This is a genomic window from Streptomyces sp. CNP082 (assembly GCF_059570535.1).
In genome coordinates this window covers 262,615-282,036 of the sequence record NZ_JCANSZ010000003.1, presented here as the reverse complement: position 1 = coordinate 282,036, position 19,422 = coordinate 262,615, and the positions used below count along the sequence as shown (strand labels likewise).

Here is a 19,422-nt window from a genome sequence, read left to right as displayed (position 1 = left end):
GCCGCGCCGCGTCGTCCGCGGTCAGCCGGACGTGACCTCGAAGGCGTTCGTGGTGAACTCCAGCCCGCCGGACGCCGAGGTGATCTCGTACCCGAACTGCACGTCGCCGACGGTCACGTCACCCCACCAGCCCTCGTCGCTCAGCCAGCGGAGCACGGGCAGCAGGTCCACCTCGCCGGCGGTCGAGTCGCCCTGCCGGAGGAAGGAGAAGACCTCGTTGTTGCCGTTGTTCCCGCTGTAGACGTCCCAGGTGTGGCCGCCGAGCGCCACGGTGGTCCGGAACTGCCCGAGCGGGCCCACGGGTCCGGTCCAGTTCATCCAGAGCATGACCTCGTAGTCGTAGTTGACGTCCCACACGTCGTACGTGGTGTTGTACGCGCCGCTGCTCGGCACGGTGACGTCGTACGAGCTGCTGAGCCGGTCGATCTGGCTGACCGGCTCGTTCACGATCCACTTGGCGTTGGGGTACGACTTGATGCCGCCGGTGTCCGGGTGGTCGGCGTCGACCGTCCAGTCGTGGGCCGACTCCGCGGAGATGCACTGGCTGCCGGCGCCGGAGCCCCAGATGTTGTTGTAGAGGATGTAGCCGTCCGGCGACTCCCAGTTGCCCCACTGGTCGCAGGACTGCCATGCCTGTGCCATTGCGGCCTGCGCGGGCACCGCCAGATGGCCGAGGAACCCGAGCGCCGCCAGCAGCGGGGCGGCGATCAGGGTGCGGACGGCCCGGCGCCGGCGGCGGGGGCGTCCGGTGGGGGTGCGCTTGCTGTGGCTCATGGCGCCACTCTCCTTGGCTCGTGTGGTGGGGGGTGCGCACGGAAGGGGTTCGCTTCCCCGCGCGTACGAGGACAGTGGCCGCCGGGCCGTCGAATGGTTGCCGTCGAATCGGCACCGAGCCGGAGCCGGATCCGGATCCGGCGGCCGGGCTTCCGTGTCGGCACTGCGGAGCGGGGCGCGCGGTCCGTAGCATGCCCGTGCCTGCCCGCCGCGCGCCGCGCGCCGCGCGCCGCGCGCCGCCGCCCGGGCGGCACCCGTACCGGATCTGCCGAAGGAGACCCCGCGTGTCCAGGCCACCGCTGCCCGCCGACGTCGTCGAGATGCTGCGCCGCCCCAACCCCTGCGTGATCGCCACGCTGCGCGCGGACGGCGCGCCGGTGTCGACCGCCACCTGGTACCTGTGGGAGGACGGCCGCGTCCTCGTGAACATGGACGAGAGCCGCCGGCGCCTGCAGCACCTGCGCGACGACCCGCGCGTGACCCTCACCGCCCTGGCCGAGGAGGGGTGGTACTCGCACGTCACCCTCATCGGCCGGGTCGCCGAACTGCTCCCCGACGAAGACCTCAGGGACATCGACCGCCTCGCCCGCCACTACACGGGCAAGCCCTACCCCGAGCGCGGGCGCGCCCGGTTCAGCGCCTGGATCGACGTCGACCGCTGGCACGGCTGGGGCGCCTACCGGGACACCGCCCAGGCATCCACCTGACCCGCGTCCCGGCCGCGGGACGCCGGGCCCCGGCGTTCCGCGGCCGGCCTGCCGGCCACCATGCCTGGCCGACGGGTCCCGGCCGCCCGGCTCAGTGGGCGTAGGGCCAGCCATCGCCGTCCCAGCCGAGCCAGTTGATGCCCAGCAGGGCCGTGCCGTCGTCGGCGTAGTAGTGGTAGACGAGGATGTCGTGGTCGGTGTCGGCGAAGACGTCCTGGTGGCCGGGGCCGTGGATGGTGTCGTGGCCGGCCATGACCTCGGTGCCGCCGCCGGAGGTCATCGCGGTGCCGTTGCGGTCGCGGTAGGGGCCGGCGATGTCCGTGGACCGGCCGGCCATGACCCGGTACGTGCTGGCCGCGCCGCGGCAGCACAGGTCGAACGAGACGAAGAGGTAGTAGTAGCCGCCCCGCCGGTAGATCGTGGGCGCCTCGATGGCGCCGCCGCCGCGGCCGGCGATCGAGACCATGCTGCCGTCCAGCCGCCGGCCCGTCGCCGGGTCGATCCGGATGAGCTTGATGCCGGACCAGAACGAGCCGAAGGCCAGCCACCAGCGGCCCTCGGCGTCGACGGCGAGGTGCGGGTCGATGGCGTTGTAGTCGTCCGCGCCGCCGGACTCGATGACCAGGCCCTGGTTCGTCCAACTGCCCGAGTCGCCGCTGGCGCTGGTGGCCAGGAAGATCGCTGAGTGGTTGGAGCCGAAGGTGGAGGCCGAGTAGTAGAGGTGGTACCCGCCCCCCACGTGGCTGAGGTGCGGAGCCCACAGGTTGCGGCTTCCTCCGGTGTACGCGGTGGTCCACGGGGCGCCGCCGGGGAAGACGCTGCCGGCGTTGCGGAAGTCCGTGCGGTCGGAGGACGTCTTCAGGGCGATGTCGTCGCCGGTGTGGGCGACGAGGTAGCCCCCGGAGGGCCGCTTGACGACGGACGGGTCGTGCACGCGGGTGTCCCCGGTCACGAGGCCGGGGAAGGGGTACGCGGCCGGGGCGGCGCCGGCCGGCGCGGGGCGCAGCCCGGAGGCGCCGGCGACGGAGGCGGCTGCCAGGGTGCCGGTCGCCAGCGCGCCGCGGAGCAGCCGGCGCCGGGACGCGCCGGGCGGCGGGCCGGCGGCGTGGTCGTGGTGGGGGGTTCGGGTCACGGGTGCCTCCCGCCGAAGAAGATGTTCGGGATATCGCACGACGTTCGTGATGCTGCGCAGAGCGTAGCGCCGATACATTGACGCGGCCATTACGCAAGAGCAGGATATTGGGAGCGCTCCCAATATTCCCCGTGCACACACCCCCACGCCCCGGCAGGAGACCCCCCGGTGACCCAGCCCCCGCTCCGCCGCACGCCCGCGCTGGCGCTCCTCGTCCTGACCGCGCTCCTCGCGGCCCTGCTCTCGGCCGGCACGGGAGCCGAGGCCGCGGCCGGCGAGGCCGGCGCCGCCGCCCAGCCCGTCGTCTACGAGGCCGAGGACGGCCGACTGAACGGCACCGTCGTCGAATCCTCCGCGCCCGGCTACTCCGGCACCGGCTACGTCGCCGGTTTCGACGCGGCCGAGGACTCCGTCACCGTCACCGTCCCCGACGGCCCGGCCGGGCTCCACGACCTGACCATCCACTACCGCGCCCCGTACGGCCAGAAGGTCGCGTCGCTGCGGCTCAACGGCGAGGGCGCGGGCGACGTCACCCTCGCCGCCACCGACACCTTCAGCACGGTGGCCGCCGGCAAGGTGATGCTGCAGGACGGCCCCGACACGATCACGATCGTGAACAACTGGGGCTGGTACGAGATCGACGCCATCAGCCTCAGCCCGAGCGAGCCCCGTCCGCCGCACCAGGTCTCCGGCGTCCCCGTAGACCCGCAGGCCACTCCCGAGGCCCGGGCGCTGCTCGGCTACCTCGCCGCGGGCTACGGCGAGCACATCCTCAGCGGCCAGCAGGACGCGGCGTCCATCCGCTGGCTGGAGGAGAACGTCGGCCGCGCCCCGGCCGTGGCCGGGCACGACATGATGGACTACTCACCCAGCCGCGTCGAGCGCGGCACCACCTCCACCGAGGTCGAGAACGCCCTCGACTGGGACGAACGCGGCGGCATCACCACGTTCACCTGGCACTGGAACGCCCCCGCCGGCCTCATCGACGAACCCGGCAAGGAGTGGTGGCGCGGCTTCTACACCGACGCGACGACCTTCGACGTGGCCGCGGCGCTCGCCGACCCGCAGTCCGAGGAGTACGCGCTGCTGCTGCGCGACATCGACGCCATCGCGGCGGAGCTGAAGCGGCTGCGGGACGCGGGCGTCCCGGTGCTGTGGCGCCCGCTGCACGAGGCCGAGGGCGGCTGGTTCTGGTGGGGCGCCAAGGGCCCCGAGCCGGCCAAGGAGCTGTGGCGGCTGATGTACGAGCGCATGACCGGCCACCACGGGCTGCACAACCTCATCTGGGTGTGGAACTCCGTCGACCCGGCCTGGTACCCCGGCGACGACGTCGTCGACGTCATCAGCGCCGACACCTACCCCCCGGTCGGCGACCACGGCCCCGCCAGCGGCACGTACGACAAGCTGGTCGACCTCGTCGGCGACGAGAAACTCGTCGCGATGACCGAGACGGGCTCCATCCCCGACCCGGACCTGCTTGAGGCGTACGAGGCGGACTGGAGCTGGTTCACCACCTGGAGCGGCGAGTTCATCGACGACGGCGAGCACAACCCGCTGCCGTTCCTCCAGGAGGTGTACGCGCACGATTACGTCATCACGCTCGACGAACTGGGCGACTGGCGCTCCCACCCCCCGGCCCGGACCGGCTGAACCCAGGTCGGCGCAGGAGGCATTCCCGGGCCTGGCGGATCCGCTGCCGGTCCTCGTGCGGTGGGGCGTGCCGCAGGCCGCGGAGAGCGCCGGTGGGAACACCGGCGCTCTCCGGTTGTGTCAGTACGGACCGTAGACGTTGTCGATCGACCCGTACCGGTCGGCCGCGTAGTTGCACGCGGCGGTGATGTTGGCCACGGGGTCGAAGCTGTCGGTCGAGGTGCCGGGTACGTGGTAGGCCACGAAGGTGGGAGCGATGACCTGGAGCAGGCCCTTGGAAGGCGTGCCTGCCGCGGCGTTGGAGTCCCAGTTGTTGATGGCCTGCGGGTCGCCGCCGGACTCACGCATGATGTTGCGGTAAATACCGTCGTAGGTCCCGGCGATGCCGTGCTCGGCCATGATGTCGAGCGACTCCCTGATCCAGCCGTCGAGGTTGTCCGGGTAGCCCGTGACGGAGGCGGTGGCCGCCTTCGTGCCCGAGTCGGAATCCGTCGAGTCGCTCGTGTCGGCCTTTGCGCCGAGCGCGAGTTCGAGGCCTGGGAGGATGAAGTGCGGGTTGTCGCCGACGGCCTCGCGGTTGTCTTCGTACAACTTCTGCCAGCCGCCGGGCACGGCTTGCTCTTCGGCAATCTTCGCCAGGGAATCTCCCGCGACCGTGACATACGTGGTCGCTTCGGCCTTGGCGGTTCCCGCGGCGGTGACGTCGGCGCGTACGGTGGACTGCGGGGCCGATCCGGCCGCGGAGGCCGAGGACGCGCCGATCAGCGGGACGGCGATCACGACGCCGCTGACACCGGCGAAAGTGACACCACGGCTGATCAGTCGCCGCTTGGGACGGCGGTGCTTACCTTTACCAGGCATGGGTGTTTCTCCTCCTGCGCCTGCGAGGTGAGCTGTCGGGTTCGGGCGGGAGATGCCCGGCCGCACGACCGTGCGACTTCACCCCAAGCCGTTCCGGAATACGGAACGGCACCTTACCTATGGGTCCCCCGCTCCTGCCGTGTGTGGTTAGGGAAAGGTTCCGGGTGGCGGCAGGATTCGGCGTCCATCCGGCTGGCGCAGACTTAAGCATGCCTTTCCGGTCCGGACAAGCCGCGGAAACCGTCTGGGCAATGCGAGACGGGCTCCGAGACCGGTTGAGTGCCGCTGCCGAAATCGAAGAGGAGGGCAACTCGCGTGCGGAACAAGGAAACTGTGAATTCCACTGCCGGTGCGCCGCGGCCGAACGTGATTCGCATCACCGGACACAGGAGGTCCGATCGGCCTGGAGTGCATGATGGGGCGATCGGGGCGAATTAATCAAATGGTACGGAGTGACGTCAGGGAATATCCGACAAGTCGGCTTGTTCTTGGTCCACAGCAGCCGGTGTTCGCATGGATCTTCGATCTCGTCAGCGTCCCGATCTGAAGAGGGAACCGCTCGCTTGTGCGGAGAACGAGGCGTCAACTGACCAAAGGAAATCTCGGTAACGAGCTCGGCCTTCCACAGCCGACGATCAAGCGCTATCTGGGGCTGCTGGAGGAGGTTTTCCTCATAAAGCGCATCCCCGCCTGGTCCCGCAACCTCAGCACCCGGGCCGTCGGCACGGCCAAGGTCGCCATGGTCGACTCCGGTATCGCGGCCAATCTGCTCGGGCTGGACGCCGCGGCTCTGGGACAGCCCGCCGGTCCGCTCGGCGGGCTGCTGGAGGGATTCGCGGCGATGGAGATCGCCCGCCAGCTCACCTGGGCCGCACAGCCCATCGAGCTGTACCACTACCGCACCAAGGACAAGGTCGAGGTCGGCATCGTGCTGGAGGACAGGCGTGGCCAGGTCGTCGCGATCGACGTCAAGGCGGCCTCGACCGTCAAGGCCGAGGACTTCCGCGGGCTGCGGCATCTCGCCGACCGCCTCGGCAGTGACCTGCTGACCGGGATCGTGCTCTACACCGGAGGGCAGACGCTCCCCTTCGGTCCGCGTTTCCGCGCCGTTCCCATCAGCGCGTTGTGGGAGACGGCCGCGCCGTCGGACTGACGGAACCGAACGGTGGCCGTCAGCGCTCCACCCCGCTGACCGTGGTGTCGTTGTCCTCGCGGCGGTAGCCGCTGTACTCGCCGCCGGCTGGTCCGGCAGCGCCGGATGACACAGAAGAGCCGCCCCGTCCCGCGGTCAACAGCCGTAGGACAGGGCGGTCTCTGTGTGTCTGCGAGGTCAGACGGCGCCGAACTCTCCGGCCTTGACGCTCGTCACGAAGGAGGCGAACGCGTCGGCGCGGATGTCGAGTACGGGACCCGTCGGGTTCTTGGAGTCGCGGATGGGGACCACGCCGCGTGAGGCGGCGAGGTTGACGGCCACCTCGATGCAGTCACCGCCGTTGCCGCTGTAGGAGGACGTGAACCAGCGGGGGGATTCGGTCGTCACGGGGTGCCCTTTCGTAACTGGTTGATCATGGCCACGGACGCCGCCGGGGACAGCGCCTCGCCCTGAAACTGATGGTAGGCCGTCAGCATCGGCAGCACGGAGGCGCTCTCCCGGTCCAGATGTCCTTTCGACTGGGATTCGGCGTAGCAGATCACGGACCGGTCGGCAAGGGTGAGCAGATTGACCGGGAGGTTGAACGCACGCCGGGCGCCGATGCCGAAGGGCGCTACCTGGAGGATCCAGTTGGGACGGGTGGCGACTTCGACGAGACGCTGAAGCTGCGCGTCCATGATCTCCGTGCCTCCCACAGCATGGCGGAGGCAGCTCTCATCCATGACGACGAACATCATCGGCGGCCGAGGCCGCACCAGCGCCGCTTGGCGCTCCGCCAGGAACGCGACCCGCTCCGCTGCCTGTTCGGGCGTGATCGAGCCACGCTCGACATGGCCGTCTTCCTGGGCCTGCGCGTACTCCGGTGTTTGCAGCAGGCCAGGGATGATGCCCACGTTGAACAGCCGGATCTCAACCGCCCGTCCCTCGTGCGCGACGTACTCCGGGAAGCCCTCCAGCAGGCTGCCGTGTTTGATCTCCCCCCACTCACGTTCGAACGAATCGGCCGTTCCCTCGATTCCCAACGCGGCGTCAACGGCCACTGAAAACCGGCGGGTTGGCGGTTTGTGGGCAGTTTCCACCCCGGAGACGTGTCGTCCCGTGTATCCGATCCGCGCGGCCAGTTCATCTTGCAGCCACCCCCGACCCTCCCGCACGCTGCGCAATCGTGCGCCGTACGCCGCTTCCGGGCTCGCTTCAGGGGTTAACTCCTTACGGTTGACCACCATGTTCCTTCCGGTGCTGGAACGTTGAAGGCTTACTCACGCTAAGCCACCCTGTGACCTCTTGGTAGTGGACCCACTACGGAGAGGAGCGGCGGTGTCTGTGCAGAACGTACCCCCAGACGGCCAGAAGTCCGCCCGTGTCCCGGAACCCGGCACACTCATGGTGGACACCCACCGTGGTCGGGTTGGGGAGTTCCGGGGTCTCGTCGGTTCGCACTGGCTGTTGCGTCCGGTGTGCGGCGGGGCCCCGTGGACGGCGGAGCCCGAGTACGTCCGATCCGCGGAGCCGATAGAGCGGTTGCGCGCCGAGAACCGGCGGCGCAACGCCCGTAGCCGGGGGGAGTACCTGTGACCGGGGCGGCCGGCCGCGTGTTCCACCTCGTCGGCTGCACTCTGCGTCCCGGTCTGGACGACGACGCCTCGCCGGTCAGGGGCAAGTGCCGACGTCTCGCGCTGACGTGCGACGACACGGAGTGCGGTGCGGAGTCGGCGCGGATCACCGATGACGCCGGGGCGCAGGCGTGGACGTTCCGGCACCTGCGCGAGCACCCCGAGCACACCAGCCAGCCCCCGCCCTTGTCGCATGGGCCGCGGGAGGGCCGCCTGTGCGGGTCCGGCTCACCGCCTCTCCGCGATCAGGACGGGCCCCAGCGGGACGAGCCTCACCGTGGCCTGGAGCCGTTCAGCCAGCGGCCGGCCACCGCGAGCCTCGGCAACGCGCCGGACTGGCGCGGCTACCCGCCCGCGATCCGAAAGAAGGGACCGTGATGCGTTACTGCACTCACTGCGGCCAACTCGGCACCGAGCAGCATCCGGTGGAGTCCGTGGGCGAGGCCGGCGAGTCCGGGGGCGGGTCGGTCGTCTACGCGCACCCGGGGTGCCGGCCCAAGCCGCGTCGTACGTCTCCGACGTCCGCGCTGCCGGCCAGACGCGTCCGGCGACGGCCGTGACGTACCGCTACGACACGCGCATGCCGGCCCTCCTGCCCGAGCGTGCCACGTACGCCAGCGATGCCACCCCCACGCCCGGGTGCGTGCGATGCGCCAGGCTCGTCAACGCGCGGACCAGGGCTCGCATCTACCTCGACGAGCAGCGGGTGACAGCCGCCAACGTCGCCATCCGGCGACATCCGCACTGAATCCGACCCACGGCGCGCACCCGCCGCGGAGAGATCCGGCCGTAACTCGCGGTAACACCCCCTTCAATTCGGCCCAAATCGGCCCCGAGGGCCGAACTTTGCCCACCCGCACGCATTCGCCCTCCACCCCCACCCTGCGCCGTCGGGCTGACTGAACCGAAGGCGGTCGTCAGCACTCCACCACGTTGACCGCGAGGCCGCCGCGGGCGGTTTCCTTGTACTTGACCTTCATGTCCGCGCCCGTCTCCTTCATCGTCTTGATCGCCTTGTCGAGCGAGACGAAGTGCTGCCCGTCGCCGCGCAGCGCCATACGGGCGGCGGTGATCGCCTTGACCGCCGCCATGCCGTTGCGTTCGATGCACGGGATCTGCACCAGGCCGCCGACCGGGTCGCAGGTCAGGCCCAGGTTGTGCTCGATGCCGATCTCCGCGGCGTTCTCCACCTGCTCCGGGGTGCCGCCGAGGATCTCGGCGAGGCCGCCGGCGGCCATGGAGCAGGCGGAGCCGACCTCGCCCTGGCAGCCGACCTCGGCGCCGGAGATGGAGGCGTTCTCCTTGAAGAGCATGCCGATCGCGCCCGCCGCGAGCAGGAAGCGGACCGCGGTGTCTTCCTCCCCAGCGCGGCTGTCCGCGCCGGGGAGGAAGTCCGCCGCGTAGTGCAGGACCGCGGGGATGATGCCCGCCGCGCCGTTGGTGGGAGCGGTGACGACCCGGCCGCCGGCGGCGTTCTCCTCGTTGACCGCCATCGCGTAGAGGGTGACCCACTCCATCGCGTGCGCCGCCGGGTCGCCGGCAGCGCGGAGCTGGCGGGCCTCGCCGGCGGCGCGGCGGCGGACCTTCAGGCCGCCGGGGAGGATGCCCTCGCGGGTGGTGCCGCGGGCGACGCACTCGCGCATGACCCGCCAGATCTCCAGCAGTCCGGCGCGGATCTCCGCCTCCGTGCGCCAGGCGCGCTCGTTCTCCAGCATCAGCGAGGACAGCGACAGGCCCGTCTCCCGGGTGCGGCGCAGCATCTCGTCGGCGGTGCGGAACGGGTACGTCAGCACGGTGTCGTCGAGCTTGATCCGGTCCTCGCCGACGGCCGCCTCGTCCACGACGAAGCCGCCGCCCACGGAGTAGTACGTCTTCTCCAGCAGCGTGCCGCCGTCCCGGTCGTACGCGGCCAGCACCATGCCGTTGGCGTGGTACGGCAGCGAGCGGCGGCGGTGCAGGACGAGGTCGGCGCCGGTGTCGAAGGGGATCTCGTGGTCCCGCCCTATCTCGGCGCCCAGCAGGTGCAGCCGTCGAGCGGTGCGGATGCGCTCCACCTCGCCCTCGGCCCACTCGATGTCGACGGTGCGCGGCGAGTGGCCCTCCAGACCGAGGAGTACGGCCTTGGGGGTGCCGTGGCCGTGGCCGGTGGCGCCGAGGGAGCCGAAGAGTTCGGCCCGTACCGCGGCCGTGTGCGCCAGCAGGCCGTCGTTCTTCAGCCGGCGCGCGAACATCCGGGCCGCCCGCATCGGGCCGACCGTGTGCGAACTCGACGGGCCGATGCCGATCGAGAAGAGGTCGAAGACGGAGATGGCCACTCGGGACTCCCTTGTCCTTTCGTGGGGCGTGCGCGTGCGACGTGCATAGTGCCTGTTGCCTGTGGGCGTTGCCTGTGGCTGTGCCTGTGGCGGTGGCTGGTGCCGGCGGTTTCGCGTACGTCCCCGGGGCCCGGCCGCCCGCCGCGTCGTTGCGCCGGGCCGCCGGGCCGTACGTGCTACAGGCCGGGGTACAGCGGGTGCTTGTGCGCCAGGGCCGTGACCCGGGCGGCGAGGGCGGCGCTCTGCGCCTCGAAGCCCGGCTTCAGGGCCTCGGCGATGACGTCGGCGACCTCCTCGAAATCCGCGGCGGTGAAGCCGCGGGTGGCCAGCGCCGGCGAGCCGATGCGCAGGCCGGAGGTGACCATGGGCGGGCGGGGGTCGTCCGGGACCGCGTTGCGGTTGACGGTGATGCCGATCTCGTGGAGCCGGTCCTCGGCCTGCTGGCCGTCCAGCTCGGAGTTGCGCAGGTCGACCAGGACCAGGTGGACGTCCGTACCGCCGGAGAGCACCGAGACGCCGGCCGCGCGCGCGTCGTCGCGCAGCAGCCGCTCCGCGAGGATCCGGGCGCCGTCGAGCGTGCGGCGCTGCCGCTCCTTGAACTCCTCCGACGCCGCGATCTTGAACGACACCGCCTTGGCGGCGATCACGTGCTCCAGCGGCCCGCCCTGCTGGCCGGGGAAGACCGCCGAGTTGATCTTCTTGGCGAGGTCCTGGCGGGAGAGGATGACCCCGCCGCGCGGGCCGCCGAGCGTCTTGTGCGTCGTCGTGGTGACGATGTCCGCGTACGGCACGGGGTTGGGGTGCAGGCCCGCGGCCACCAGCCCGGCGAAGTGCGCCATGTCGACCATCAGCAGCGCGCCGACCTCGTCGGCGATCCGGCGGAAGCCGGCGAAGTCGAGCTGCCGCGGGTACGCCGACCAGCCGGCGATGATCAGCTTGGGCCGCCGCTCCTTGGCCAGCCGCTCGACCTCGGCCATGTCGACCAGGCCGGTCTCGGCGTCCACGTGGTAGGCGGCGACGTCGTACAGCTTGCCGGAGAAGTTGATCCTCATGCCGTGGGTCAGGTGCCCGCCGTGGGCCAGGTCCAGGCCGAGGATCGTGTCGCCGGGCCCCAGCACCGCGAACATCGCCGCCGCGTTCGCCGACGCGCCGGAGTGCGGCTGGACGTTCGCGGCCTCGGCGCCGAAGAGCGCCTTGACGCGCTCGCGGGCCAGCTCCTCGGCGACGTCGACGTGCTCGCAGCCGCCGTAGTAGCGGCGGCCGGGGTAGCCCTCGGCGTACTTGTTGGTGAGGACCGAGCCCTGCGCCTCCAGCACGGCGACCGGGGCGAAGTTCTCCGAGGCGATCATCTCGAGGGTGGACTGCTGGCGGGTGAGTTCGGCGTCCACGGCGGCGGCGACCTCGGGGTCGACCTCGTGGAGCGAGCCGTTCAGAAGGGACATGGGACCTTCCGTGGGAAAGGACGGACGCGGGCGGTCGGGGGCGGGCGCGGCTGCGGCGGCGGAGCGCGGCCCGGAGTTCACCTCGCGGCGGAGTTCACCTCGCGGCGGGGCTCAGCTCGCCGGGCAGCTCAGGTCGCGGTGAACGCGGTGTACTCGTCGGCGGACATCAGGCCGTCGGCCTCGGCCGCGACCCGCACCCTGAACAGCCAGCCGTCGTCGAACGGACCCGAGTTCACCAGCGCCGGGTCGGCCACGACGTCCTCGTTGGTCGCCGTGACCTCGCCGGTCACCGGCGCGTAGAGGTCCGAGACGGACTTGGTCGACTCCAGCTCGCCGCAGGGCGCGCCCGCGGTGACCGTGTCACCGACGTCCGGGAGCTGGACGAAGACGACGTCGCCGAGGGCGTTCGCGGCGTGGGCGGTGATGCCGACGGTGGCCACGCCGTCGTCGGCGGCCGTGATCCACTCGTGTTCCTTGCTGTAGCGCAGGTGCTCAGGGTTGGTCATGAGGGCGATTCTCCAGGATCGGGACGTGGGTGAGGTGCAGGGGCGCTCGTGGCACGCTCAGGCGCGCTGGTAGAAGGGCAGTGCGACGACCTCGTACGGCTCGTGGCTGCCGCGGATGTCGACGCCCACGCCGGTGGCCGCCGCGGACCCCGGCTCGGCGTGCGCGGCGTCCACGTACGCCATGGCGATCGGCTTGCCGAGGGTGGGGGAGGGGGCGCCGGAGGTGACCTCGCCGATCCGCTCGCCGCCGGCCACCACCGCGTACCCCGCACGCGGCACCCGCCGGCCCTCGGCGACCAGGCCGACCAGCACCCGCGGCGGCTCGGCCGCGGCGCGCTCGGCGGCCCGCGCGAGCGCCTCGCGGCCCACGAAGCCGCCGGGCTTGTCGAGCTTGACGACCCGGCCGAGGCCGGCGTCGAAGGGGGTGAGCGCGGTGGACAGCTCGTGCCCGTACAGCGGCATGCCGGCCTCAAGACGCAGGGTGTCGCGGCAGGAGAGGCCGCACGGCACCAGGCCGTCGTCCGCACCGGCGGCGGTCAGCGCATCCCAGACGGCGACCGCGTCCGCGGGGCGGACGAACAGCTCGAAGCCGTCCTCGCCGGTGTAGCCGGTACGGGCGATGAGCGCGTCGGCGCCGGCGACGGTGCCGGGCAGGCCCGCGTAGTACTTCAGGCCGGCCAGATCCGCGTCGGTGACCCGGCCGAGGACGGCCGGCGACTTCGGGCCCTGCACGGCGATCAGGGCGTACGCGTCCCGGTCGTCGCGCACCTCGGCGCGCGGGAAGCCGGCGGCGCGCTCGGTGACGGCGTCCAGCACGGCCTGGGCGTTGGCGGCGTTCGCGACGATCATGTACTCCTCGTCCGCGAGCCGGTAGACGATCAGGTCGTCGACGATGCCGCCGTCCTCGCGGCAGATCATCGTGTACCGGGCGCGGCCGGGGCGAACCGCGGAGAGCCGGCCCACCAGGGCGTAGTCCAGCAAGTCGGCGGCCTGGGGGCCGGTGACGGTGATCTCGCCCATGTGGGAGAGGTCGAAGAGGCCGGCGCGGGTGCGCACCGCGACGTGCTCCTCGCGCTCGCTGCCGTAGCGCAGCGGCATGTCCCAGCCGGCGAAGTCGGTCATGGTGGCGCCGAGGGCGCGGTGCGTGGCGTCGAGCGCGGTACGGCGCGGTGCAGGGCTCTCAGTGGTCATCGTCAGGCTCCCGGACAGGGGGTGGTCGTGTCCTCCCCATCTGTCATCGGAACCTGAGAGGTTCGCCACGATCCCGCGGGAGCGTGGCTTGCACCTTGGGTGGGGCGGCACCGGCACACGGCTGTGCTCCAGAGCGCTGCCCGCTTTTCAGATCTGCCTCGCCCGCGCGGTGACGGGGCCTGAGAGATTCAAGGGAGGACTTGCTCCTTCGGCGCCCGGTGCGATGAGGCACCGGGACTCTCCCGCGCGGGTTCGAACGGCCGGTATGCAGTTGGCGGGCCCCATCATTGCACGCGGCCGGCGATAGCGGGACGGCGCGAAGAACTGGGAGACCGGCTTCCGCCGCTCAGGTGCCGTCAATGGCTTCGGCTGCTTCCGTGGCGTCCTTGTCGAGCCCCGCCGCTGTTGCCAGGCTGGTGGGGGGCAAGCGGCGGCGGTGCAGGGCGTGGGAGGCAGCGTGACGGTGGAGCAGGCGGCCTCCCGGGAACGGCTCCGCTATCCGGCGGGGGACATCGTCGTGGTCTCCGGGCTGCCGGGCAGCGGCAAGAGCACGCTCATGCGGCGTACGCAGCCGCCGGCGGCGCTGCTCATCGACTCGCAGTACGTGCGCGAGCGCTGGGCGCGGAAGCTGGGCGGGCGGCTGCCGTACGCCGTGTACCGGCCGCTGGTGCGCATCGACCACTACGTGCGGCTGCGCCTGGCCGTCCGCGCCGGCGGCAGCCTCGTCGTGCACGACTGCGGCACGCTGCCCTGGGTGCGCTGGTGGCTGACCAGGCAGGCCAGGCGGTACGGGCGCGGGATGCACGTCGTGGTGCTCCACGTGCCGGCCGACGTGGCGCGCGAGCGGCAGGAGCGGCGCGGGCGCTCGGTGTCGCGCTACGCCTTCGCCCGGCACCGGTGGGCGCACCGCAGGCTGCTGGACCGGGCGCGGGCCGGCCAGCCGGCGCCGGGGTGCGACTCGGTGCTGGTGCTGGACGGACAGGCGCCGGGGGCGCCGCGCTCGATCAGCTTCGGCTGAGCCCGCCGGTCAGCTTCGGCTGAGCCCGCCGGTCAGCTTCGGCCGAGCCCGCGCCTTCGCCCGCGGGCGCGTGCAGCGGTTAGGGTGCCGACGTTCCTCCCGAAGAGAGTTGGCTGGTCCCGATGAGCTTCGACTACCGCTCCCCGCAGCCCCCCGCGACGGGCGGCTTCCCCGGCAACGAGCTGGAGGAGGTGCTCGCCGCCTCCCTCGGCAACCCGCAGGCCGCCCCGCGGCTGCTGGAGGTGCTGGGCCGCAGCAGCCTGTGGGTGCCGCTGCCCCAGGGCGGCGGGCCCGACAGCACGTCGCTCGGCGTGCCGACGACCGACATCGGCGGGGCGCTGTACGTGCCGGTGTTCTCCTCGCAGGAGGAGTTCCTGCGGGTAGCCGGCTCCCACCTGTCGTTCACCGTCGCGCCGGCCCGCGAGTTCGCCCGCGGGCTGCCGCCCCAGGTCGGCATCGCGGTCAACCCGGGCGGCACGGTCGGCGTGCCGCTGCCGCCGGCGGCGGTGGCGGAGCTGTGCCGGGACCGCGGGTCGCTGCGGCTGCCGGGGGAGGTGCGCGGCGGCCGGGTGCGGCTGTTCACCCCGGACTGGCAGGACGATCCGGTGGACTTCCTGGCCGCGGCCCGGGAGGAGTTCGAGCAGATCGGGGTGGTGCGCAGCGCACGCCGGGGGCTCGCGAGCGTGGAGGGCGGTCCGGAACAGCTCTACATCGGCGTCGACATGCTGGACACGTACGACGAGAGCAAGCAGGCGGCGGTGGCGGCGCTGGGCCGGGCGCTGGGCACGCAGCCGGTGCCGTGGAAGGTGCAACTGGTCTTCCTCGACGCCGCGGTGGACCCGGTGATCACCTGGATGCGGGCCAAGGTTGAGCCGTTCTACATCCGGGTCGGCTGACGCGGTGAGGCTCTAAGCTGGTTTGATGACCTTTCGGGCATACACGCGTGCCCGGAAGCGGCGGCGGCCGGGAGGAAGGGTTGGGGCCCAGGGTGAACGGGGGCGCGAGCGGGGGTGCGCCGGGAGCGGGCGTGGACCAGTTGGTCCGCCAGATGGCTCCCGGCAGGTACGACGCGTACGAGGCGCTGCTCGCCGCGCTGGCCGCCGGGCAGGTGTGGATGCTGCTCTGGCAGGGCCGCCCGGACTCGCCCGACGCGCAGTACGGCAGCATGCAGGTCGACGGCCACGCCTACGCGCCGTGCTTCAGCTCCGACCGCGAGCTGGCCGCCAGCGGCTGGGCCGGTGCCCACGAGTCCGTCGCCGGCCATGAGATCGCCGCCGCGCTCTACCCCGACCGCTGGGGCCTGTGGCTCGACCCGCACGCCGCCGGCGGCGGCGTCGGCGTCCCCTGGCTCGACCTGCGCCGGGTGGCCACCGGCCTGGACCGGCTGCCCGCGGGGCCGCTGCGGATCTCGGAGCCGGTCGTGGACGTCGCGCAGTTCTACGCCCTGCTGGGCCAGACCGCGCACCGTACGCCCGCCGTCCGCACCCTCTGCCGCGCCTGGGTGCAGCCGGCGCTCGGCGAGCCGTACCTGGCCATCGGCATCGACCTGTACGACACCGGCCCGCAGTCCGTCGCCGCGGCGCAGGCGATGATGCAGGAGTCCGTGGCCGCCGTGCCCCCGGGCCTGGCGGTCTCCACGGTGGCGCTGGCCGACGACCACGACCCGGTGGCGATGTGGATGCGGGCCAACTCCCGGCCGTTCTTCGACCGCGGCGCCTACGGCGGCGGCCCGGCCGCCCCGCCCGCCGGTTACGGCTATCCGCCGCCCTACTCCGCGGGCGGCGCCCAGCAGTCCGGGTGGCAGCCGGGGCCCGCACCGCAGTTCTGAGGGCTAGCCCCCCATATCCGGATCTGTCACGTTATTGCGGCGGCGAAGATCCGCTCAGCGGCGGTGGGATGTCCGGATAACGGTATCCACTGCATCGCATCACGTTTGCGCATCCATTCCCCTCGGGGTCTGGCGAGTGATCCCCAGCGCGTTGAAGACTCCCCCTTCGGGAAGCTGCCGTTCCTCTGTGCGACGGCGGGGCTTCACGATCACGTACGACGGGCACACCGGCACACGAGCACGACGGATCACGGCACCACGCATGACTTGCACCAGCGAAGCGAATGAGCCGCTACCGCGGCCGACGACGGCGGGACGCCGCCGCTCGAGAGGGGTCCCCACAACATGACGGCACCTATCGAGACCACCGGGGCTGCCGAGGCGGCGCCGGAAGCTCTCGTCGAGGGCGTGGACAAGAGCCGGATCGAGGGCCGTTCACTGGGGCGCATCGCCTGGATGCGGCTCAAGCGGGACCGTGTCGCCATGGCCGGCGGCGTCGTCGTGGTGCTGCTCATCCTGCTCGCCGCGCTCTCCCGGCCGATCCAGTCGGTCTTCGGGCTCGACCCCAACAAGCTCAACCAGGACCTTGTCGACCCCTCCCTCGCCACGCCGTACGGCTCCTTCGGCGGCATGAGCTGGGACCACCCGCTGGGCGTCGAGCCGCGGCTCGGCCGCGACATCGCCACCCGGATCCTCGAAGGCTCCTGGGTCTCGCTGCTCGTCGCCTTCGGCGCCACCATGGTCGCCGTCGTGATCGGCACCGTCCTCGGCGTGATCGCCGGCTACTACGGCAAGTGGGCGGACACGGTCATCAGCCGGACCATGGACACGTTCCTGGCCTTCCCGGTGCTGCTCTTCGCCATCTCCATCTCGGCCGCGCTGCAGGGCGGCGCTTTCGGCCTGAAGGGCCTCCAGCTCCACATCGGCGTGCTGATCTTCGTCATCGGCTTCTTCAGTTGGCCGTATATCGGCCGTATCGTCCGCGGACAGACCCTCAGCCTGCGCGAACGCGAGTTCGTCGAGGCGGCCAGGAGCCTGGGCGCGCGCGGTCCCTTCATCCTCTTCCGGGAACTGCTGCCGAACCTGGTGGGGCCGATCCTGGTCTACTCCACCCTGCTGATCCCGACCAACATCCTCTTCGAGGCGGCGCTCAGCTTCCTCGGCGTGGGCATCCAGCCGCCGCAGGCGTCCTGGGGCGGCATGCTGAGCAGCGCGATCGACTACTACCAGGTCGATCCGATGTTCATGGTCGTGCCGGGCGTGGCGATCTTCCTGTCCGTGCTGGCCTTCAACCTCTTGGGCGACGGGCTCAGGGACGCACTCGATCCCAAGGGCCGCCGATGACGCCGATGACCTCGATGACCCCGATGACCCCAAGAAGCAGCCTGGGCGCGGCACCCGCCGTTCCCGCTCTCGTCCCATCACTCCGAACCAGGGGGCAACGCCTCACCATGAAACTCAGGTCGAAATCAGCCGCACTGCTCGCGGTTGCCGTCTCGGTCGCGCTGACCGCCTCCGCCTGCGGCGGTGGCGGCAACGACGACGACGAGGGCGGCGAGGGCGGCGGCGCGCCGGCGAACGCGGCGATCGAGAAGGTGCTCAACCCGTCCGAGAAGAAGGGCGGGACCCTCGTCTACGAGTCGGCCGACGTGGCGGACTCGATGGACCCGGGCAACACGTACTACGGCTACGTGTGGAACTTCAGCCGGCTGTACGCGCGCTCCCTCATGACCTACGCGCCCGGACCGGGCGCCCAGGCCGCGGAGCCGGTGCCGGACCTCGCCGAGGGCCCCGGTGAGGCCACCGACGGCGGCAAGACCTGGACGTACAAGATCAAGAAGGGCGTCAAGTACGAGGACGGCACCGAGGTCACGGCCGCGGACGTCAAGTACGCCGTCGAGCGGAGCAACTACGCCCGCGACGTGCTCTCCCTCGGCCCGAACTACTTCGCCCAGTACCTGGAGAACCCGGACGACTACAAGGGTCCGTACAAGGACAAGAGCGAAGAGGGCATCGCGTCCATCCAGACCCCGGACGACCACACGATCGTCTTCAAGCTCGCCCAGCCGTTCCAGGAGTTCGACTACCTGGTGGCGATGACCCAGACCGCGCCGGTCCCGCGGGACAAGGACAACGGCTCGGACTACCAGAAGAACATCATGTCCACCGGCTCGTACAAGTTCGAGAGCTTCGAGCAGGACAAGTCCGCCACCCTGGTCCGCAACGACCAGTGGGACCCGAAGACGGACCCGATCCGCAAGCAGCTCCCGGACAAGATCGAGGTCCGGTTCAAGGTCAACCCCGAGACCATCGACCAGAACATCGAGGCCGGCAAGACCCACGTGATGTTCGACGCCCTCGGTGTCACCGGTCAGACCCAGTCCCAGCTGCTGCGGGACAAGTCCAACCTGATCGACAACCCGACCGGTGGCCGCCTGACCTACCTGGCGATGAACACCCAGCTAGCGCCCTTCGACGACGTCAACTGCCGCAAGGCCGTGGAGTACGCCGTCGACAAGGACTCCTCGATGCGCGCCCTCGGCGGCGAGCCCAAGGGTGACATCGCCACCACGGCGCTGCCCCCGGACGTCCCGGGCCACCAGATGTACGACGACCCGTACGCCACCCCGGACAGCAAGGGCGACATCGACAAGGCCAAGGCGGCGCTGAAGGAGTGCGGCAAGCCCGACGGCTTCGACACCGTGCTGACCGCGCGCAGCGAGCGCCAGGACGAGGTCGACAACGCCACCGCGATCCAGGCGGCGCTGAAGAAGGTCGGCATCAACGCCGAGATCCAGAAGTACCCCGGCGGCAAGTACTTCACCGACTTCGCCGGCGCCAGGAAGTGGGTCGAGGACAACAACGCGGGTCTGTACATGATGCAGTGGGGCACCGACTGGCCCAGCGGCTACGGCTTCCTGCAGCAGATCGCCAACGGCGGCGCCATCGGCGAGTCCGGTAACACGAACATCTCGTACCTGGACGACCCGGAGATCAACAAGCTCCTGGACGAGTCGATCGCCAACCCGGACAAGGCGGCCCGCGCCCAGGCGTACGCCGAGGTGGACCAGAAGATGCTGGAGACGGCTGCCATCGTGCCGCTCTCCTACTTCAAGGTCCTGCACCAGCGTTCGGACAAGCTCACCAACCTGGTGGTCTCGCAGGCGTTCAGCGGTCAGTACGACTACCTGAACCTCGGCCTGAAGTAGTACCCCCACCGGCTGCGCGGGCG

The 19,422-nt window shown here is 71.1% G+C and carries 19 protein-coding genes and 2 riboswitches; of the genes, 10 read left to right on the top strand and 9 right to left on the bottom strand.

Going from position 1 to position 19,422, the window contains the following annotated elements; all coding sequences use genetic code 11:
- Nucleotides 1-21: 21 nt before the first annotated feature.
- A complete protein-coding gene (locus B124_RS04155) occupies nt 22-774 on the bottom strand; it encodes a GH12 family glycosyl hydrolase domain-containing protein (protein ID WP_496501236.1) in 753 nt (250 codons plus the stop codon).
- 284 nt (nt 775-1,058) lie between these two features.
- On the opposite strand from B124_RS04155, the gene B124_RS04150 reads away from it, so the two are divergent.
- Complete coding sequence (locus tag B124_RS04150) at nt 1,059-1,481, top strand: PPOX class F420-dependent oxidoreductase (protein ID WP_496501235.1); 423 nt, start codon at nt 1,059-1,061, stop codon at nt 1,479-1,481.
- 91 nt (nt 1,482-1,572) lie between these two features.
- Here the strand turns inward: B124_RS04150 and B124_RS04145 are convergent, their stop codons facing one another.
- A complete protein-coding gene (locus tag B124_RS04145; RefSeq protein WP_496501234.1) occupies nt 1,573-2,613 on the bottom strand; it encodes an arabinan endo-1,5-alpha-L-arabinosidase in 1,041 nt (346 codons plus the stop codon).
- A 168-nt stretch (nt 2,614-2,781) separates the two neighbouring features.
- Between B124_RS04145 and B124_RS04140 the strand changes: the two genes are divergently transcribed.
- Nucleotides 2,782-4,263, top strand: a complete 1,482-nt coding sequence (locus B124_RS04140; protein WP_496501233.1) for a glycosyl hydrolase — start codon at nt 2,782-2,784, stop codon at nt 4,261-4,263.
- Nucleotides 4,264-4,383: 120 nt separating this feature from the next.
- Here the strand turns inward: B124_RS04140 and B124_RS04135 are convergent, their stop codons facing one another.
- Entirely contained in the window at nt 4,384-5,124 is a 741-nt protein-coding gene (locus B124_RS04135; protein ID WP_496501232.1) for a transglycosylase SLT domain-containing protein, read from the bottom strand.
- A gap of 3 nt (nt 5,125-5,127) precedes the next feature.
- Nucleotides 5,128-5,288: riboswitch (cyclic di-AMP (ydaO/yuaA leader) on the bottom strand.
- 401 nt (nt 5,289-5,689) lie between these two features.
- Here B124_RS04135 and B124_RS04130 point away from each other — a divergent pair.
- Nucleotides 5,690-6,277 (top strand): ATP-binding protein, encoded by a 588-nt coding sequence (locus B124_RS04130; protein ID WP_496501231.1) that lies wholly within the window; start codon nt 5,690-5,692, stop codon nt 6,275-6,277.
- 177 nt (nt 6,278-6,454) lie between these two features.
- Here B124_RS04130 and B124_RS04125 read toward each other — a convergent pair whose 3' ends face one another.
- Both B124_RS04125 and B124_RS04120 read right to left on the bottom strand, forming a co-directional pair.
- Entirely contained in the window at nt 6,455-6,664 is a 210-nt protein-coding gene (locus B124_RS04125) for a DUF397 domain-containing protein (RefSeq protein ID WP_496501230.1), read from the bottom strand.
- Complete coding sequence (locus tag B124_RS04120; RefSeq protein ID WP_496501229.1) at nt 6,661-7,503, bottom strand: helix-turn-helix domain-containing protein; 843 nt, start codon at nt 7,501-7,503, stop codon at nt 6,661-6,663. The genes B124_RS04125 and B124_RS04120 overlap by 4 nt, the downstream gene beginning before the upstream one ends.
- A gap of 345 nt (nt 7,504-7,848) precedes the next feature.
- On the opposite strand from B124_RS04120, the gene B124_RS04115 reads away from it, so the two are divergent.
- Both B124_RS04115 and B124_RS04110 read left to right on the top strand, forming a co-directional pair.
- Nucleotides 7,849-8,268 (top strand): DUF7848 domain-containing protein, encoded by a 420-nt coding sequence (locus B124_RS04115; protein ID WP_496501228.1) that lies wholly within the window; start codon nt 7,849-7,851, stop codon nt 8,266-8,268.
- Nucleotides 8,269-8,377: 109 nt separating this feature from the next.
- The gene (locus tag B124_RS04110; RefSeq protein ID WP_496501227.1) at nt 8,378-8,638 is read left to right on the top strand and encodes a hypothetical protein; all 261 of its coding nucleotides are present in this window, start codon (nt 8,378-8,380) and stop codon (nt 8,636-8,638) included.
- 169 nt (nt 8,639-8,807) lie between these two features.
- On the opposite strand, the gene B124_RS04105 is transcribed toward B124_RS04110, so the two are convergent.
- The 4 genes from B124_RS04105 to gcvT form a co-directional block, all read right to left on the bottom strand.
- A complete protein-coding gene (locus tag B124_RS04105; RefSeq protein ID WP_496501226.1) occupies nt 8,808-10,205 on the bottom strand; it encodes an L-serine ammonia-lyase in 1,398 nt (465 codons plus the stop codon).
- Nucleotides 10,206-10,381: 176 nt separating this feature from the next.
- Nucleotides 10,382-11,647, bottom strand: a complete 1,266-nt coding sequence (glyA, locus tag B124_RS04100) for a serine hydroxymethyltransferase (RefSeq protein ID WP_496501225.1) — start codon at nt 11,645-11,647, stop codon at nt 10,382-10,384.
- Between the two features lie 128 nt (nt 11,648-11,775).
- The gene (gene gcvH, locus B124_RS04095) at nt 11,776-12,153 is read right to left on the bottom strand and encodes a glycine cleavage system protein GcvH (RefSeq protein WP_496501224.1); all 378 of its coding nucleotides are present in this window, start codon (nt 12,151-12,153) and stop codon (nt 11,776-11,778) included.
- A gap of 57 nt (nt 12,154-12,210) precedes the next feature.
- Nucleotides 12,211-13,344: a glycine cleavage system aminomethyltransferase GcvT gene (gene gcvT, locus B124_RS04090; RefSeq protein ID WP_496501223.1), complete on the bottom strand. Its 1,134-nt coding sequence runs from the start codon at nt 13,342-13,344 to the stop codon at nt 12,211-12,213.
- Nucleotides 13,345-13,501: 157 nt separating this feature from the next.
- Nucleotides 13,502-13,599: riboswitch (glycine riboswitch) on the bottom strand.
- A 202-nt stretch (nt 13,600-13,801) separates the two neighbouring features.
- Here gcvT and B124_RS04085 point away from each other — a divergent pair.
- From B124_RS04085 to B124_RS04065, 5 genes are all read left to right on the top strand, one after another.
- Nucleotides 13,802-14,362 (top strand): AAA family ATPase, encoded by a 561-nt coding sequence (locus B124_RS04085; protein ID WP_496501222.1) that lies wholly within the window; start codon nt 13,802-13,804, stop codon nt 14,360-14,362.
- A 122-nt stretch (nt 14,363-14,484) separates the two neighbouring features.
- On the top strand, nt 14,485-15,258 hold the full coding sequence (locus B124_RS04080; RefSeq protein WP_496501221.1) for an enhanced serine sensitivity protein SseB: 774 nt from the start codon (nt 14,485-14,487) through the stop codon (nt 15,256-15,258).
- 131 nt (nt 15,259-15,389) lie between these two features.
- On the top strand, nt 15,390-16,190 hold the full coding sequence (locus B124_RS04075; protein ID WP_496501220.1) for an enhanced serine sensitivity protein SseB C-terminal domain-containing protein: 801 nt from the start codon (nt 15,390-15,392) through the stop codon (nt 16,188-16,190).
- 345 nt (nt 16,191-16,535) lie between these two features.
- Nucleotides 16,536-17,534 (top strand): ABC transporter permease, encoded by a 999-nt coding sequence (locus B124_RS04070; RefSeq protein WP_496501219.1) that lies wholly within the window; start codon nt 16,536-16,538, stop codon nt 17,532-17,534.
- A gap of 107 nt (nt 17,535-17,641) precedes the next feature.
- The gene (locus tag B124_RS04065) at nt 17,642-19,399 is read left to right on the top strand and encodes an ABC transporter substrate-binding protein (protein ID WP_496501218.1); all 1,758 of its coding nucleotides are present in this window, start codon (nt 17,642-17,644) and stop codon (nt 19,397-19,399) included.
- Nucleotides 19,400-19,422: the final 23 nt, after the last annotated feature.